Raw genomic sequence first — 16,679 nt, forward strand, 5'->3', positions numbered from 1 at the left:
GTTATGGCAGGACGCCGCCTCTGTCAACGACGGGTGCCCGCCGTGACCGGATCGTGACCCGCGCCCACCCACCCCGACCGGCGACACGGTCTGCCCCCCACCGGCGACACGCTCTGCCCCGACCGGGCGCACGGTTCGCACCTCCCCAGGTATGTCGGACCTCGCTGCGAGGGTGTGGCCATGGACCTCTCCCCTCTCGTCCTCACGCTGGCGGCACTCGCGCTCCTGCTCATCGGTATGTCGTGGGGCTGGCTGCTGGCGCAGTCCCGCGGCTCCGCGGCGCGCGCCGAGCGGGACGTCGCCCGCAGCGAGGCAGAAGGCCTGCGGCGCGAGCTCACCCTCGCCCTGGACGCTAGCCAGCAGGACCGCCGGGCCGCGGCCGAGCTGGGTCCGCTGCGGGACTCCCTGGACCGGGTGGAGCGGCAGGTCCGGACCTTGGAGCGCGACCGCGTCGAGCAGTTCGGTCAGGTCGGCGAGCACCTGGCTCAGGTCGCGGAGCAGACCCGTGCGCTGCAGCAACAGACCGCCGCCCTGTCGGGTGCGCTGTCCTCCTCCGGCACGCGCGGAACCTGGGGCGAGGTGCAGCTGCGCCGGGTGCTCGAGCACGCCGGCATGCTGGAGCACTGCGACTTCGACGAGCAGGTGAGCGGCATCAGCCGGCACGACGCCCGGGTCCGTCCCGACGTCGTGGTCCGGCTGCCGGGCGGCAAGACGCTCGTCATCGACAGCAAGGCGCCACTGACCGCCTTCCTCCGGGCCCAGGCCGACGATCTGCCGCCAAAGGAGGTGGCCCGGCAGCTGCGCGAGCACGCCCGAGCCCTGCGGGGCCACGTCGAGGCCCTAGCCGCCAAGGACTACTGGAGCGCCTTCACGACCTCCCCCGAGCTCGTCGTCTGCTTCGTGCCCAGCGACGCGGTGCTGGCCGCCGCGCTGCGGGCGGAACCGGACCTCTACGACAGCGCCCAGGCGCACCGGGTCGTGCTGGCCTCCCCCGCCACCCTGCTGGCGGTGCTGCGCGCCACCGCACTGGCCTGGCAGCAAGACGCCCTGACCAGCAACGCCCAGGAGCTGCTCCGCCTGGGCACCGACCTGCAGCAGCGGTTGGGCACCGTCGGGCGCCATCTCGGCGCCATGGGGACGGCCCTGCGCCGCTCCGTGGAGACCTACAACCAGCTCGTCGGCACCCTGGAGTCCCGGGTCCTGGTCACCGCGCGCAAGATGCAGGAGCTGGGCCTGGCCGACGACGCGCCGGCCCCGACCGAGCCGGTGCAGGTCGCTCCCCGCCCCTTGACCAGTCCCGAGCTGCTTGCCGAGGAACTGGCTCGCGAGCTGACCGAGGCCACGCCCCAGCGCGACCTCGAAGACGCGCTGCCCGCGCCGGAGGCCTCTGAGGACGCCCCAGCGTGGCAGCCCCGCCGCCTGGCCTGAGGCGCCAGCGGCGCCACCGCCGCCGCGCTCCCCTGGACCGAGGCGTCTCCACCGCCTTGGCGGCTCGGGCTCGGGCTACCCCGAAATCAGCTCGCGCAGGAAGGCCCGGCCACGCTCACTGCGCGGTTCGTCCAGCACCTGCTCGGGCGGGCCCTGTTCCGCGATGCCGCCGTCGGCCAGCAGGACGACACGGTCGGCCGCTTGCCGGGCGAACCTCATCTCGTGGGTCACCACAACCATGGTCATGCCCTCGTCGGCCAGGTCCCGCATCACCTTGAGCACCTCGCCGACCAGCTCGGGGTCCAGCGCGGAGGTCGGCTCGTCGAAGAGCATCACCTTCGGGTCCATCGCCAGCGCCCGGGCGATAGCGACCCGCTGCTGCTGGCCGCCGGAGAGGTTGTCCGGGTAGGCGTCGGCCTTGTGCGCCAGCCCCACCCGGGCCAGCAGCCCCTCGGCCTTCTCCCGCGCCTCACCCTTGCTGCGGCCGAGCACCTCCCGCTGAGCGACGGAGACGTTCTCCAGGACCGTCATGTGCGGGAAGAGGTTGAAGGACTGGAAGACCATCCCGATGCGGGAGCGGGTCGCGTTGAGCTGCTTCTCCTCATAGCTCAGCCGGTCGCCGCCGACCTCGATGGTGCCGCCGGAGATCCGCTCCAACCCGTTGATGCACCGCAGCAGGGTGGACTTGCCTGCGCCGGACGGACCGATCAGGCAGACAACCTCTCCCTCGTGCACGTCGAGGTCGATGCCGTCCAGGACGGTGGTCGAGCCGAACTTCTTCACGATCCCGCGCATCCGGACCAGCGGTTCGGCGGCCCGGCTCGGGGCGTTCTCCTCCTGCGTCATCGCATACCCTCCGTAGGCTCCTTGCCGGCCTGGGCGACTGGCTCACCCGGGTCCGCGACGTCGTCCCGCCCGGCCGCCACCGGCCGCCGGTGCTTGCTCAGCCGCCGCTCCAGCCCGTTCACTACCAGTGTCAGCACCAGGACGATCGCCAGGTAGTAGACCGCCACGATGATGTATGCCGTCAGCGGCTGGTAGGTGGAGGCCGCCATGTTCTGCGAGGTGCGGAAGAGCTCGTTCATCCCGATGAACGCGACCAGCGAGGAGTCCTTCACCGCGATGATGTACTGGTTGCCCAGCACCGGCAGCGTCGTGCGCAGCGCGAGCGGTGCCTGCACCCGCTTCAGCGTCTTCACCTTCGACATCCCGAGGGATCTCGAGGCTTCCGTCAGGCCCTTGGGCACCGACTGGAACCCGGCCCGCATGATCTCGGCGATGTAGGCCGAGTTGTGGAAGGCCAGGGCGATCGCACCGGCCCAGAACGCAGGCAGCGTGACGACGTAGGCCAGGCCGAAGTAGATGATGAAGATCTGGGTGATCAGCGGGGTGCCACGGACCAGGCCGATGTAGGCCGTCGCCAGCCACCGCAGGGGCCGCACCCTGCTCATGGCCAGCGCCGCGACCGCGGCGCCGCCGACCATGGCCATGAGCAGGGAGACCGCCGTGAGGCTCAGGGTGAGCCACGTGGCCTCGATGAAGAGCGGTGCGTACTCCGCGAACCGGGAGAAGAACTGCTCCAGTGTGGAGAGAAATCCGTCCACGACGGTCGCGCTCAGCCGTCGGTCTCGGCGTCGTCGTCCGCCGGCGCCCCTGTCTCGGTGGCACCGTCGCCAGAGACATCGGTGACCTCACCCGCCGTGCCGGAGATGTCCTGGCCGAAGTACTCCTCGCTGATCTCCGCGTAGGTGCCGTTCTCCACGATCGCGGCCAGCGCCGCGTTGAGGTCCTCGACCAGGCCGGTGTTGCCCTTCTTGACCGCGAAGGCCGGGGACTCGGTGTAGAGCGGGTCGCCGCACTCGACGACGTCGAGACCGGCCTCCTCGATCTGGTAGAGCCCGACGAGGCGGTCGGTCATCACGGCGTCCAGCCGGCCGGTGCCCAGGTCGCGCAGGGCGACGACGTCGGAGTCGAAGGAGCGGATCTCCCCGACCCACTCCGCGCCCTCGTTCTCCAGGTACTCCATGTAGGTGGTGCCGGTCGCCACACCGACGGCGGGGCTGTCCATCTGGGTGATGTCCGTGCAGTCGGTGCCGCTCTGGACGAAGGCCTGGGCGCCGGAGCTGTAGTAGCCGTCGGTGAACTCGACGGCCTGGGCACGCTCCTCGGTCGGGGTCATCGAGGCCACGAGCACGTCATACCGGTTGGCCTGCAGCCCGCCGATGAGCGAGGCGAAGGTCGCGGACTCGGCCCGGATCTCCAGACCGAGCTCCTCCGCGACAGCAGCGCCGATGTCGTGGTCGAAGCCGGTCAGCGTGTTGCCGTCGAAGTAGCTGAACGGCTGGAACTCGCCGGACATCGCCACGATCAGCGTGCCGTCCTCGATGAGGTCTCCCTGGAGGTCGCCGGCACCGGCCGAACCGGTGTCCGTTCCGGCCGCGCCGTTGGCGTCGCCGCTGTCATCACCGTTGTCGCCGCAGGCGGACAGCACGAGCGCGCCGGAGGCGGCGAGCGCGACGAGAGCCGTGCGGGCAGTGGTCATCGACATCTGATACTCCTCGGTGCGGCGGGAGCCACCGGCTGCGGCTCCCTCGTGCCCCGGGCCGGCGCCTGACCATCCCCCGACGGTGGCCCGACACAGACCCGGTGCGGACCACCATGCCACGACCCGGCGACGTCTTCTGCCCAGATCAGCACCGAGTTGCGAGGTGGCCGGGGGTCCGCTACCCGCGCGCGGACAGGAACGGTGAGAGGGCGGAGCCCTGCTCAAGCCTCGCGAGCCGAAGCGTTACCGAACCGTGACCTCTGGCCAGGCGCACCGACTCCTGAGCTCGGCGGCGCAGCGCGTCAGCGCACCGACTCGGCCGACCGCCTGGCGCTGGGGATCGCGTTCGGGTCGTGCTGGACCTTGACCGACTCCTTGCCGGCCGCCTTGAGGTCACGACGGATCTCCGGCGGCAGGGAGAAGAGCAGCGACTCCTCAGCGGCGGTGACGGCCGAGACGTCGGCATACCCTCGCTCGGCCAGCCAGTCCAGGACGTCGCGCACCAGCACCTCGGGCACGCTGGCCCCGCTGGTCACGCCCACGGTCTGCACGCCGTCGAACCAGGCCTCGTCGATCTCGTCGGCGTAGTCGACCAGGTGCCCGTCGCGGGAGCCGTACTCCAGCGCCACCTCGACCAGTCGCTTGGAGTTGGAGGAGTTCTGGGAGCCCACGACGATCATCAGGTCGCAGTCGGCGGCCATCTGCTTGACCGCGACCTGGCGGTTCTGGGTGGCGTAGCAGATGTCGTCGCTGGGCGGGTCCTGCAGCTTGGGGAACTTCTCGCGAAGTCGGCGAACGGTCTCCATCGTCTCGTCGACGGACAGCGTGGTCTGGGAGAGCCAGACGACCTTCTCCGGGTCGCGCACCTCGACGTGCTCGACGTCCTCGGGGCTCTCGACCAGGGTGATGTGCTCCGGCGCCTCCCCCTGCGTGCCCTCGACCTCCTCGTGGCCCTCGTGGCCGACGAGCAGGATGTCGTAGTCGTCGGACGCGAAGCGCACGGCCTCCCGGTGCACCTTGGTCACCAGGGGGCAGGTGGCGTCGATGGTCTTCAGGCTCAGCTGGCGGGCCTCCTCGTGCACGGCCGGGCTGACGCCGTGGGCGGAGAAGATCACCCGGGCCCCCTCGGGGACCTCCTGGGTCTGGTCGACGAAGATCGCCCCGCGCTTCTCCAGCGTGCGCACCACGTGCTTGTTGTGCACGATCTCCTTGCGCACGTAGACCGGCGGGCCGTAGAGCTCCAGCGCCTTCTCGACGGTGACGACGGCACGGTCGACGCCGGCGCAGTAGCCACGCGGGGCGGCCAGCAGGACTCGCTTGGCCCCGTCGGGTCCCGCGGGCGCGGGGGCGGAGATGTCGGCGGGTCGGGTGGACGGCGTGGTGGAAGTCACAGGGGACAGTCTACGGAAGATCCCTGGCTCTCCCCTGAGCACCGTCGGGCCGGACCCCGCCGACCCGTGCCGCCTGCGCACCTTGAGCCGGGTTGTCATGGGTGCGCCGGCAAGAACCGGCTCCCCCATGACGAGCCAGCTCTCTGTGTGGCTCATGAGGCGCCCCGCTCAGCCGGCCTTGGCCACCGCCTCGCGCAGCACCGCGGCCACCTGCTCGGGGTGGGTCGCCGGCATGAGGTGCGTCGCCCGCGGGACCGTGACCACGTGCGGGTCCGGTGCGGCGGCGGCGAACCTGCGGACGTGGATCCGCATCTGGTCCAGCTGGCCGTTGACCATCCACACCGGGCAGGGCACCTCGCGCAGCAGATCGGGACCGCACTCGTCGATCACCAGCTGCCAGGCCGCTGGGAGCGCGGCGTAGGCCGTCCCGTCCGGGAGCAGCTCCGCGTGCTCCCCCTTGGCACCGAGGCGCCGGAAGATGAGGTTCATCGCGGCCGCCATCCGCTCGGGGTCCACGTAGGGCAGCAGGCGGGCGAAGCCGCGGTAGAGGCCGGTGAGCGGTCCGGCGGGGTCGGCCGTGGCCCCGATGAGCACGAGCGCACCGAGGTCGTGCGGGTGCTGGGCCGCCCACATCGCGCCGAGGTAGCCGCCCAGGCTGTGGCCGGCCAGCACCGGCTTGCCGTCCCCGAGCCGACGCGCCTCGTCCACAGCCTCCTCGACGGTGGTCAGGGCCGCGTCGCGGGTGAACTCCTCGCCCGCCCGGTCCCCGTGACCAGGCAGGTCGCGGACCACCAGCGGCAGGCCGGGCAGCAGCTGCTCGTAGGGACGCCACTGACGCCGGCTCATCCGGGTCCCGTGCAGGAGGATCAGCGCCCGTGTCATGCCTCAAGTGTGAAGGTGCAGCGCCCCGGCACCGGAGCCAGCCTCGGTATGCAGACGCTCGGGTATGCAGACGCTCGGCCCGCTTCCACCGCCGTCCCGGTGCGCCGGCCGCCCTGCGGCGGCACACCGCATACCCTGACGTCGTGTCCTCGCAGCTGCCCGCCACCGCCAGGGAGACCACGGCGTCCACCCCCTGGCCGGTGCGCGTCCTGTCGATGAAGATCGGCGACTACGTGGAGAAGATGTCGCCGCTGTGGGTCGAGGGGCAGATCGTGCAGCTCAACCGTCGGCCCGGGATGTCGACGGCGTTCCTGACCCTGCGCGATCCCGACGTCGACATGTCGCTGTCCGTGGCGATCCCGACCGGTGCGCTTGACGCCATGCCGAGCCCGCCGCAGCAGGGGGCCCGCGTCGTGGTGCACGCCAAGCCGACGTTCTGGGCCAAGCGGGGCACCCTGCAGCTGGAGGCCCGGCAGATGCGCCACGTCGGTGTGGGTGAGCTGCTGGCCCGGCTGGAGCACCTCAAGCAGCTGCTGCGCAGCGAGGGCCTCTTCGAGCCCGACCGCAAGCGGCTGCTGCCCTTCCTGCCCCGCCGGGTGGGGCTGATCACCGGTCGGGCGACGGCCGCCGAGCGCGACGTCCTGGCCGGCGTGGCTCGGCGCTGGCCGGCGGCGCAGGTCGAGGTGCGGCAGGTGGCCGTGCAGGGCACCGAGACGGTCGCGCAGGTGACCGCGGCGCTGCGCGAGCTGGACGCCATGGCCGAGGTCGAGGTCATCGTCGTCGCCCGGGGCGGGGGATCCTTCGAGGACCTCCTGCCCTTCTCCAACGAGACCCTCGTCCGCGCGGCCGCTGCCACGAGGACGCCGGTCGTCTCCGCGATCGGGCACGAGAGCGACACTCCCCTGCTCGACTTCGTCGCCGACCTGCGCGCCTCGACACCGACCCACGCGGCGGCCGCGGTCGTGCCGGACGTCGCCGACGAGCTGCGCGGGCTGGTCACCGTCCGTCGCCGGAGCCGCCGGGCCATCGCCACCCGGATCCGCTCCGAACGTGAACGGCTGGAGGCGCTGCTGTCCCGTCCGGTGATGACCGACCGCGCCGCGATCATCACCCGGCACCGGGACGAGGTCACCGACCTGGTCCAGCGCGGACGCGGACGCCTGGCGGAGCGGCTGGTCCGCGAGCGCGACCGCTCCCACCAGCTGCTGCGTCATCTCCGCGCCGTCTCGCCCCAGCACACCCTGGAGCGCGGGTATGCCGTCGTCCGCCACGCCGACGGCAGCATCGTCCGCGACCGCGAGGAGGTCGACGCCGCCGAGCTGCTACGGGTGACTGTCGCCCGCGGTGACTTCGCCGTCCGGCCGGTGGCTGGCTGACCTCCGGACGAAGCCTGACCCAGAGGACGCCCTGCCGCTGCGGGTCGTCGACGCCGGCCGAGGCAGGCCAGGGGCGGCCCCTCCCTGCCTGGGTTGTGCGGTAGCCCGGTGTCGCGATGGCGACACCGAACTACCGTGGACCCGCGCGTCAAGTAGACCCGCCCCTCAGGCAGACCCGTGCTTCAGGCCGCGGCTGTGGACAAGTCCTGCCCCCGGGCTCCCGGCTCGGACATCCTCGTCCCATGTCGAGACCGCTGCCCCCGGTGATCTCGCGCCAGCAGGCGCTGGCGCGGGGCATCACGCCGTCGATGATCCGGCACCGGCTCAGGACCGGCCGGTGGCAGAGGATCTTCGCCGGGGTCTATGCCACCTACAGCGGGGAGGTGGCCTGGCGAGACAGGGCCAGGGCGGCGACCCTGGCGCGAGGACCGGGAGCAGTCGTCAGCCTGCACTGCGCCCTGCACCTCTGGGGCCTGCACCCGTCCGCGCCGCAGATCCTCACGCTGGCCGAGCCGGAGGCGGTGCACCGGCACGGCCCGCTGCCGGGCGTCCGCACCCGCCGACGTCGGCGGCTGACGGCGGCCATGCGCCATCAGGTCCCCGTGACCTCGCTGGCCCAGACGGTCCTCGACATCCTGGCGCTCCCGGCGACCACCGTCGACGACGCCCTCGCTCTGCTCACCCGTGCCGTGTCGATGAGAAGGATCACCGTCCCCGAGCTGCGCGAAGAGCTGCTCCACCATCCCCGGCACTCGCGCCGAGGGGTGCTGGAGGAGATGCTGGTCGCCGCGGAGTCCGGCCTCGGCAGCGTGGCCGAGGCCCGCTACGTGCGCGATGTCGAGCAGGCCCACGGCCTACCACCGATGGAACGACAGGTGCCGATGGACGGCCCGCAGGCGGTGGCCGACGGCCGGTCGCGCCGCCTGGACTTCATGGACCGGCGGAGGGGGCTGGGTCTGAAGATCGACGGCGACCTCTTCCACTCGACCCGGCAACGTCAGGACCGCAGCCGGGACCGGGAGGCCGCCGGCAAGGGCGAGGTGACGATCCGGGCGGGCTGGGTCGAGGTCGTCGTCCACCCCTGCGACCTCGCCGCCGACGTGGCCGCTGCCCAACAGGCACGGGGATGGGCAGGGCAGCCTCGCTCCTGCGGCCCCGACTGCCGGCTCCCCCATGACCCGCGCTGGCGACACCTTCAACCTCTCGCCGCGTCTGGTTGACCCATAGGTCCGCGGTAGGTAGGTGTTGCGCTGGCGACACCTACCTACCGCGGTCCGGGGGGTCTGATGTCCAGAGTCTCAGAGCACCTCCACCGACAGCACCGTCGGCAGGTGGCGGGCCGCCTCCGCCCAGGTTTTCCCCTCGTCGCGGCTGGCGAAGACCGAGCCGGTGTTGGTGCCGAAGTAGACGCCGGCCGGTTCCAGGCGGTCGACGCCCATCGCCTGCCGGAGCACGGTGAAGTAGCACGCCTCCTGAGGCAGGCCGGCCCGCTGGTCCTGCCAGCTGCGGCCGCCGTCCCGCGAGCGCCAGACCGCAGCTGCGGCGGCGGGCGGGTACCGACCCTCCATGTCACCGTTGAGCGGGATCGTCCAGACGGTCTGCGGGTCCTGCGGGTGCACCTGGATCGGGAAGCCGAAGGTCGAGGGCAGCCCGTCAGTGATGTCCAGCCAGGTCTGGCCTCCGTCGTCCGAGCGCCATACCCCCACGTGGTTCTGCTGGTAGAGCACGTCGGCGGGGCCCGGAGCGCGCACCAGGTTGTGCACGCAGTGACCCACCTCGCCGTCGCCCGGACCGCCCGGATGGTCCGCACCGGAGGCGCCGCCGGTCAGCCCGCCGTCCACCAGGGCGTTGCGCCGCTCCCAGGCACCCCCACCGTCCTTGCTGGCGAAGACCCCCGCGGCTGAGATCCCGAGCCAGAGCTTCTCCGGGGCGGCCGGGTCGCTGATGATCGTGTGCAGCACCAGACCCGCGGCGCCCGGTGACCACCCGGGAACCGACGGGTGCTCGGTGAGCGACTCCACCTCGCTCCAGGTCAGTCCGTCGTCCTCGCTCACCAGGAGCGCAGCCGGCTTGGTGCCGGCGTAGAGACGGTCACCCACCCGGGCCAGCGACCAGACCTGGGCGAACCGGTCGCCGAACGGCATGGGTTGCGCACGCCAACCGATCGACGCGGCGAAGTCCGGGTCCTTCTCCGCCCACCGGTCGACCTCTCCGACGGTCAGCTTGCTCAGCGTCCACGACGTGCCGCCGTCCGTGGAGCGGAAGACGCCCGCACCGTTCCACTCGCTCCCGCCCCCGGCCCAGACGGTGCCCGACCGCGGGTCCCCCACGACGTGGTTGATCGGCCACCCGTCGCACAGCGGCCCCCGGACCGACCACCGTTCGCGACCGGCCGTGCCGGTGAGGATGAAGGCGCCCTTGGTCGTGCCCACCAACAGGCGCGGAGCAGGCTCGGACATGACAGCTCCCCTCGTGCGAGGGGGTCGGTCGAGCTCACGGAGCGGGTGAGAGTCGGCCGACCCGGCCCGGGAGGACGGGCCGTTCTCAGTGTGCTGCCGTCGACGCCGCGCCCGCAACCGCCTGCCCGGGTCGCCACCGATGGGTGGGGAGGCCCGGCACAGGGGCCGACTACAGTGGAGCGGGTGAGCACTCCAGACGCCGACGCCCCGACGCCCGTGGCCGACCTGTCCTACGAGCAGGCGCGTGACGAGCTGGTCCGGCTGGTCTCCCGCATCGAGTCGGGCCAGGTGCCGCTGGAGGAGTCGATGCTGCTCTGGGAGCGGGGCGAGGAGCTCGCTGCGCACTGCCAGGCCAAGCTGGACGCCGCGCAGTCGACCCTGGACCGGGCGACGGGCGAGGGAGAGCCCGTCGCGCAAGCCGCCCCCGACGGCGACGGGACCACGGACCCGGCGCCGGATGCGCGTGCGGACCAGCCGGACGCGGCCGAGGGCTCCTCGGCCGGCACCTGAGACGACCCGGCCTCAGTCGCGAGCCTGCACCGACTCCAGGAACTCGGGCAGCTCGGCCAACGCCCCGGCGGTGCCGTGCACGACGACGGTCGAGCCGCCGGTGTCCTCGGGCCCGAGCAGCCAGGCGAGCTCGGCGTTGCTGGGGCGGGGCCCCTGGAACTGCATGAACGCTTGCTCGCCGTCCGGCCCGGTGAGCTCCACCTCGCGGTCCTCGGTGCCGTCACGCAGCACCTCGTCGAGCCAGCGGTCGCTGACGTCCGCGGCCTGCGTCAGCGCGAGGTACTCCCCCTCCGGGGTCTCGTAGGAGATGTGCCAGGTCGGCATCTCGTCGTACCGCGCCTCGTACCAGGCGACCGTCGGGATCCACTCCTCCGGCGGCTGCGGGACCCACACCGGGAAGTCCGACTGCTCAGCGACATACTGCGCGGTCGCCTCCGTCTCGACGTGCGGCCGCACCGGCTCAGAGGGGTTGAAGGGGATGGCCCACCACACCAGAGCCAGCGCCCCCACGGGCAGAACCGAGAGCACCATGTTGCGCACCGAGTAGGACGCGAGCCGCTTGCGCCGCTTGTCCTGCGGGCTCTGCGAGCTCGGGCTCTGTGGGCCCGCAGAGGATCCGGGCTGTCGGTCCGGTGTCTGGGTAGGGGGTGTCGCCGTGCTCACCCCTCCATGGTCCCACCTTCTGGGGCTGCCTCGTCCCGCCTGCGCCCTCCACCGCCCTGAAGAGGCCGGGATAGGCTGGGATCCGCCTGACCGTCCAGACGAAGGAGTCGCCCCCATGGCCGCCGACCGCTCCCCCAAGCCCACCGACCAGGTGCTGCCCGACCGCAACCTTGCCCTAGAGCTGGTGCGGGTCACCGAGGCTGCCGCCCTGGCCGCTGGCCGCTGGGTGGGCCGGGGCGACAAGAACCTCGCCGACAACGCCGCCGTCGAGGCGATGCGCAAGGTGATCAGCCAGGTCGCCATGGACGGCATCGTCGTCATCGGCGAGGGCGAGAAGGACGAGGCGCCGATGCTCTACAACGGCGAGCACGTCGGCGACGGCGAGGGCCCGCAGGCGGACGTGGCCGTCGACCCGGTCGAGGGCACCACCCCCACCGCCAAGGGGATGGACAACGCGATCTCGGTCATCGCCGTCTCCGAGCGCGGCACGATGTACGACCCCTCGGCCGTCTTCTACATGGACAAGCTCGTCGTGGGCCCCGACGCGGCCGACCGGGTCGACATCCGCCTGCCGATCCGGGAGAACCTGCGCCGTCTGGCCCGCGCCAAGAAGAAGCACGTCGAGGACGTCACCGTCGTCATGCTCGACCGCCCCCGTCACGCCGACTACGTGCAGCAGGTGCGCGACGCCGGCGCCCGCCTCCGGTTCATCACCGACGGCGACGTGGCCGGCGCGCTCTCGGCCGCGCGCGAGGAGGGCTCGGCGGACATCCTGCTCGGCATCGGCGGCACCCCGGAGGGGATCATCACCGCCTGCGCGATGCGCGCGATGGGCGGGGTCATCCAGGGCCGGCTCTGGCCCCAGGACGACGACGAGCGGCAGAAGGCGATCGACGCCGGCCACGACCTGGACCGGGTGCTGACCACCGAGGACCTCGTCACCAGCGACAACTGCTTCTTCGCCGCCACCGGCATCACCAGCGGGCCGCTGCTGCGCGGCGTCCGCTACGGCGGGGGCGCGGCGGTCACCCAGTCCCTCGTCATGCGCTCCCGGTCCGGCACGATCCGGGAGATCACCTCCCACCACCGCCTGGACAAGGTGGCCGCGATCGCCGACGCGCACGCCCCGGACGCCGTGTGAGCCAGCGCCCCGACGACCTCGTGCTGACCGTCGGCGAGGCGTTGATCGACGTCGTCGTCTCCCCCGACGGGCAGCGCACCGAGCACGTGGGCGGCTCCCCCGCCAACGTCGCCGTCGGCCTGGCCTCCCTGGGCCACCCCAGCCGGCTCACGGCATACCTGGCCGACGACGAGCGCGGTCGGCACCTGCGCACCCACCTGGAGGGGTATGGCGTGCAGCTCACCGAGGGCTCGCTCGCGGCCGAGCGCACCTCGACCGCCACGGCGCACCTGGACGGCGAGGGCGTGGCCACCTACGACTTCGACCTGGCCTGGCGGCTCGGCGAGCAGGACCTGGGTGGGGTGGGACACCTGCACACCGGGTCGCTCGCGGCGACCGTCGAGCCCGGCGGCAGCGCGGTCGTCGACCTCATGGCGCGGGCGCGGATGGCGGGCGCGACCGTCTCCTACGACCCGAACTGCCGACCCACCCTCATGGGCCGGCCGGAGGACGCCCGGCAGCGGATCGAGGAGTGCGTGGGCCGCAGCGACGTGGTCAAGGCCAGCCTGGAGGACCTGGAGTGGCTGTATGCCGACGCGCCCGCGCTGGACGTGGCGCGCGAGTGGGGCCGGCTCTCCCCCGTGCTGGTCGTGGTGACCCGGGGCGCCGACGGCCCGCTGGTGCACCTGCCCGCCACCGGGACGACCCTGGAGCTTCCCGCGCAGCAGGTGGAGGTGGTCGACACCGTGGGGGCCGGTGACTCCTTCATGGCCGGGCTGCTCTCCGGGCTGCTCGACACCGGGTTGCTGGGCGACGCCGCCGCCAGGGAACGTCTACGCCGTGCGACGGGCCCGGACCTCGATCCAGCCCTAGGACGGGCGGTCGCCGCCGCCTCCTGGACGGTGGGGCGCTCCGGCGCGGCGGCACCCACGCGCGCGGACCTCCACCTGACCTCGACCTGAGTCCGGCTCACCTCCACCGCAAGGCTGCCCAGCAGACGGCCTCGGCCCGAACGCCTACCCGGCTCGGACGGAGAGTGACCGACCCGGACGGGCGTGACCACGGTCGACCCTGACCCTGCCGGAGCCCGCGCTAGGGTGCACCTGACCCGGACCGGGACTGCACCGTCCCCTGACGAGAGGCCTTGCCCATGACCGACGCCTTCGCGGACCTCCTTGCGGCCAACGCCGACTACTCCGCCTCGCACGCCGAGGAGCTGAAGGGATTCGACGGGATCGCCCGCGCCGGGGTGGCGATCGTCACCTGCATGGACAGCCGGATCGAGCCGCTGCAGATGGTGGGGCTGACCCACGGGGACGCCAAGATCTTCCGCAACCCCGGCGGGCGGGTCACCGAGGCGGCCCTGGAGGCGCTGGTGCTCGGGGTGCACCTGCTGGGGGTCGAGCGGGTCCTCATCGTGCCGCACACCCGGTGCGCGATGACGAAGTTCAGCGAGAACGAGCTGCGGGAGAAGGTCACCGAGGTCTCCGGGCAGGATGCCTGGTGGCAGCACTTCCACGTCGTCGCCGACCAGAAGGCTGCCCTCGTGGAGGACGTCCGCCGGGTGACCACCCACCCGCTCATCGCCGGCCGCGTCGAGGCGGGCGGCTTCCTCTACGACGTGGACACCGGTGCCCTGACCCAGCTGGTCTGACCCTGGCCGCCCGGGCAGGAAGCCCGGCGCGTTCCGCGGAACGTTTTCGCACGGTTCCCGGCCACGGTTCTGGCTGTGCGTTCCGCGGAACGTTTCGCGCCCCCGTACGCACCTGGCGCGACCGAGGGGCCATTAGCGGGTCACGTAGCCTGGCTGTCATGCCCCCTGCGTTCGCGCTGGCTCCCCTCGCACTGGCGGCCGTGCTGGTCCTCAGCGGCGTGGCCAAGCTGCCGGACCCGAGGTCGACGCACAGCATGATGACGTCTCTCCGGCTGCCGGGGAGGGCGGCCCACCGCACGGTCGCCCGCCTGCTGCCGTGGGCAGAGCTCGCGGTCGCGGCGCTGCTGCTCACGCCGTGGCGGTGGACCTTCGCCCTCGGCTCGCTGGCCGCGGTCCTGCTGTTCCTCGCCTTCTGGGTGGTCGTGGCGCGGGCCATGACCTTCGACCCCCGCCCCACCTGCTCCTGCTTCGGACGCGTGGGTGACCACCGGGTCACCGGCCGGACGGTGGTCCGCAACAGCGTCCTGCTGGCGCTCGCGCTCCTGACCGCGGCGGTCGCGCTGCAGGGTGAGAGCGGCACCGGGCTGCTGGCGGAATTCGGGGCCGGTGACTGGACATGGCTCGTGCTCGCGGTCGTGCTGGCCACGGTGTCGACCCTCGTCCTCGGCGGCGGTCCCCCCGCGGACCTGGCCGCCGACACCGCCGGCACGCACGGCAGCGCCCACACCGCCGACACCCACCTCGGGGCCTCCCCCGCCGGCGGGACGGGCTCCCAGGACGGCTCGCCCGTCGACGACGGGCTGCTCGTCGGCAGCGACCACGAGGTCGTCCCCGTGCGGCGGCTGGCCGCCCAGCAACCCCAGCTGCTGGTGCTGGCCAGCTGCTGGTGCGGCTCGACGATGGTCACCATCGACCGCCTGCCCGACTGGCGCACCCAGCTGCCGGGCCTCGGCGTGCAGCTGGTCCACACCCACGCCCCGTGGGAGGAGCCCCGGCTCGCCCGCGTCCCGGGGGTCTGGTGGGACCCCGGCGCGCGGGTCTACTCGGCCCTGCAGGCCGGCCCCAGCCCGGCCGCGGTCCTGCTCGACACCGGCGGGCAGGTCGTGGACGGGCCGGTCAACGGCGTCGAGGCGATCGAGCGCCTCGTCGCCCGACTCGCAGGCGACCGGGTCAGAGCGCCAGGCGCTCCTTGACCACACCGGCGAGGCGGTCGGCATACCCCTGAGCACGCTGCTCGGAGTCGGCCTCGACCATGACCCGGACCACCGGCTCGGTGCCGGACTTGCGCAGCAGGACCCGGCCCTCCCCGGCGAGCTCGGCCTCGATGGCGGCCACCTCGGCCTGCAGCGCCTCGTCGCTGCCCACCCGGTCCTTGTCGACGCCCCGGACGTTGGTCAGCACCTGCGGCAGCCGGGTCATGACGGCGGCCAGGTCGTGCAGCGGGCGACCGCTGGAGACGACGCGCTCGGCCAGCGCCAGCGCCGTCAGCACGCCGTCGCCCGTCGTGCCGTGGTCCAGCATGATCACGTGGCCGGACTGCTCCCCGCCGAGCGACAGGCCCCTGGCGCGCATCTCCTCCAGCACGTAGCGGTCGCCCACCGCGGTCTGGACGACCGAGATCCCTTCGCGCCGCAGCGCCTGCAGCAGGCCCAGGTTGCTCATCACGGTGGCCACGAGCGTGTCCTGGCGCAACTGGCCCTGCTCACGCAGAGAGACGGCGAGGATGGCCATGATCTGGTCGCCGTCCACCTGCCCGCCCTGGGCGTCCACGGCCAGGCAGCGGTCCGCGTCGCCGTCGAAGGCCACGCCCATGTCGGCGCCCCGCAGCCGCACGGCCTCCTGGAGCAGCTCCAGGTGGGTGGAGCCGGCCCCGTCGTTGATGTTGAGCCCGTCGGGGTCCCCACCGATGACGTCCACGGTGGCACCGGCGCGCCGGAGCACCTCGGGGCCCACCACGGAGGCGGCGCCGTGCGCGGCGTCGACCACGATCCGCAGCCCGTCCAGCCGACCGGGGACGGCGTTCAACAGGTGCTCCATGTAGAACTCGGCGCCCGCGGGGAAGGGGCGGATGCGACCGACGGCGGCGCCGGTCGGGCGCTCCCAGTCGACCCCCAGCCGTTCGGAGATCCGGTCCTCGATCTCGTCGGCGAGCTTGTGCCCGCCACGGGCGAAGAACTTCAGCCCGTTGTCCGGCATCGCATTGTGCGAGGCCGAGAGCATGGCCCCCATCTCGGCGTTCATCCGGCCGGTGAGGTAGGCGATGGCCGGCGTGGGCAGCACGCCGGCGTCCAGCACGTCCACCCCGGCCGAGGCCAGACCGGCCATGACGGCGGCGGAGAGGAACTCGCCGGAGGCCCGGGGGTCGCGACCGACCACCGCGGTGGCCCGCTGGCCGCCGAACACGCTCTGGCCACCGAGCTCGTGCGCCACCGCGACCGACAGGTCGAGCGCCAGCTCTGCGGTGATGTCCTTGTTGGCCAGGCCCCGCACGCCGTCGGTGCCGAAGAGTCGTCCCATCCTGGGTCCTTAGTGTCGAGAAGGTGCTGTGGTCTCGCGTGCCGGCCAGGCGGCCGCAGTCGACTTGGCAGTATGCCGCACGCGAAAGGGGGCGCGACAGATGTCGCGCCCCCTTCGTGGTCGGTCCAGCAGGA

At 72.6% G+C, this 16,679-nt stretch carries 16 protein-coding genes; 8 read left to right on the forward strand and 8 right to left on the reverse strand.

Annotated elements, in window-relative coordinates; translation table 11 throughout:
- Nucleotides 1-180 precede the first annotated feature (180 nt).
- Complete coding sequence (locus tag ESZ52_RS14255; RefSeq protein WP_131105519.1) at nt 181-1,428, forward strand: DNA recombination protein RmuC; 1,248 nt, start codon at nt 181-183, stop codon at nt 1,426-1,428.
- A 75-nt stretch (nt 1,429-1,503) separates the two neighbouring features.
- Here the strand turns inward: ESZ52_RS14255 and ESZ52_RS14260 are convergent, their stop codons facing one another.
- From ESZ52_RS14260 to ESZ52_RS14280, 5 genes are all read right to left on the reverse strand, one after another.
- Nucleotides 1,504-2,274, reverse strand: a complete 771-nt coding sequence (locus ESZ52_RS14260; RefSeq protein WP_131105520.1) for an amino acid ABC transporter ATP-binding protein — start codon at nt 2,272-2,274, stop codon at nt 1,504-1,506.
- Complete coding sequence (locus ESZ52_RS14265) at nt 2,271-3,032, reverse strand: amino acid ABC transporter permease (protein ID WP_238154452.1); 762 nt, start codon at nt 3,030-3,032, stop codon at nt 2,271-2,273. The genes ESZ52_RS14260 and ESZ52_RS14265 overlap by 4 nt, the downstream gene beginning before the upstream one ends.
- A gap of 11 nt (nt 3,033-3,043) precedes the next feature.
- Nucleotides 3,044-3,976, reverse strand: coding sequence for a transporter substrate-binding domain-containing protein (locus tag ESZ52_RS14270; RefSeq protein WP_131105521.1), 933 nt, complete (start codon nt 3,974-3,976; stop codon nt 3,044-3,046).
- A gap of 299 nt (nt 3,977-4,275) precedes the next feature.
- Entirely contained in the window at nt 4,276-5,328 is a 1,053-nt protein-coding gene (locus ESZ52_RS14275) for a 4-hydroxy-3-methylbut-2-enyl diphosphate reductase (RefSeq protein WP_131106657.1), read from the reverse strand.
- A 204-nt stretch (nt 5,329-5,532) separates the two neighbouring features.
- Nucleotides 5,533-6,246, reverse strand: a complete 714-nt coding sequence (locus ESZ52_RS14280) for an alpha/beta fold hydrolase (RefSeq protein ID WP_131105522.1) — start codon at nt 6,244-6,246, stop codon at nt 5,533-5,535.
- A gap of 143 nt (nt 6,247-6,389) precedes the next feature.
- On the opposite strand from ESZ52_RS14280, the gene xseA reads away from it, so the two are divergent.
- Nucleotides 6,390-7,622 carry an exodeoxyribonuclease VII large subunit gene (gene xseA / locus ESZ52_RS14285; RefSeq protein WP_131105523.1) on the forward strand — a complete coding sequence of 411 codons (1,233 nt, stop codon included), beginning with the start codon at nt 6,390-6,392 and terminating at the stop codon, nt 7,620-7,622.
- 242 nt (nt 7,623-7,864) lie between these two features.
- A complete protein-coding gene (locus tag ESZ52_RS14290; protein ID WP_131105524.1) occupies nt 7,865-8,842 on the forward strand; it encodes a type IV toxin-antitoxin system AbiEi family antitoxin domain-containing protein in 978 nt (325 codons plus the stop codon).
- Nucleotides 8,843-8,920: 78 nt separating this feature from the next.
- On the opposite strand, the gene ESZ52_RS14295 is transcribed toward ESZ52_RS14290, so the two are convergent.
- Nucleotides 8,921-10,081, reverse strand: coding sequence for a WD40/YVTN/BNR-like repeat-containing protein (locus tag ESZ52_RS14295; protein ID WP_131105525.1), 1,161 nt, complete (start codon nt 10,079-10,081; stop codon nt 8,921-8,923).
- A gap of 183 nt (nt 10,082-10,264) precedes the next feature.
- On the opposite strand from ESZ52_RS14295, the gene ESZ52_RS14300 reads away from it, so the two are divergent.
- Nucleotides 10,265-10,591: an exodeoxyribonuclease VII small subunit gene (locus tag ESZ52_RS14300; protein ID WP_131105526.1), complete on the forward strand. Its 327-nt coding sequence runs from the start codon at nt 10,265-10,267 to the stop codon at nt 10,589-10,591.
- 12 nt (nt 10,592-10,603) lie between these two features.
- Here the strand turns inward: ESZ52_RS14300 and ESZ52_RS14305 are convergent, their stop codons facing one another.
- Nucleotides 10,604-11,254, reverse strand: a complete 651-nt coding sequence (locus ESZ52_RS14305; RefSeq protein ID WP_181009920.1) for a DUF4245 domain-containing protein — start codon at nt 11,252-11,254, stop codon at nt 10,604-10,606.
- Between the two features lie 115 nt (nt 11,255-11,369).
- Between ESZ52_RS14305 and glpX the strand changes: the two genes are divergently transcribed.
- From glpX to ESZ52_RS14325, 4 genes are all read left to right on the forward strand, one after another.
- Nucleotides 11,370-12,395 carry a class II fructose-bisphosphatase gene (gene glpX / locus ESZ52_RS14310; protein WP_131105528.1) on the forward strand — a complete coding sequence of 342 codons (1,026 nt, stop codon included), beginning with the start codon at nt 11,370-11,372 and terminating at the stop codon, nt 12,393-12,395.
- Entirely contained in the window at nt 12,392-13,336 is a 945-nt protein-coding gene (locus ESZ52_RS14315) for a carbohydrate kinase family protein (RefSeq protein WP_202865347.1), read from the forward strand. Before glpX ends, ESZ52_RS14315 begins: the two co-directional genes overlap by 4 nt.
- Before the next feature lie 188 nt (nt 13,337-13,524).
- Nucleotides 13,525-14,028 carry a beta-class carbonic anhydrase gene (locus tag ESZ52_RS14320; protein ID WP_131105529.1) on the forward strand — a complete coding sequence of 168 codons (504 nt, stop codon included), beginning with the start codon at nt 13,525-13,527 and terminating at the stop codon, nt 14,026-14,028.
- A 158-nt stretch (nt 14,029-14,186) separates the two neighbouring features.
- On the forward strand, nt 14,187-15,221 hold the full coding sequence (locus ESZ52_RS14325) for a MauE/DoxX family redox-associated membrane protein (RefSeq protein WP_131105530.1): 1,035 nt from the start codon (nt 14,187-14,189) through the stop codon (nt 15,219-15,221).
- Here the strand turns inward: ESZ52_RS14325 and glmM are convergent.
- The gene (gene glmM, locus ESZ52_RS14330) at nt 15,199-16,545 is read right to left on the reverse strand and encodes a phosphoglucosamine mutase (RefSeq protein ID WP_131105531.1); all 1,347 of its coding nucleotides are present in this window, start codon (nt 16,543-16,545) and stop codon (nt 15,199-15,201) included. The genes ESZ52_RS14325 and glmM overlap by 23 nt on opposite strands.
- Between the last annotated feature and the right edge of the window lie 134 nt (nt 16,546-16,679).

Origin of the sequence: Ornithinimicrobium sufpigmenti, assembly GCF_004322775.1 — a bacterium.
Classification (GTDB): Bacteria; Actinomycetota; Actinomycetes; order Actinomycetales; family Dermatophilaceae; genus Ornithinicoccus; species Ornithinicoccus sufpigmenti.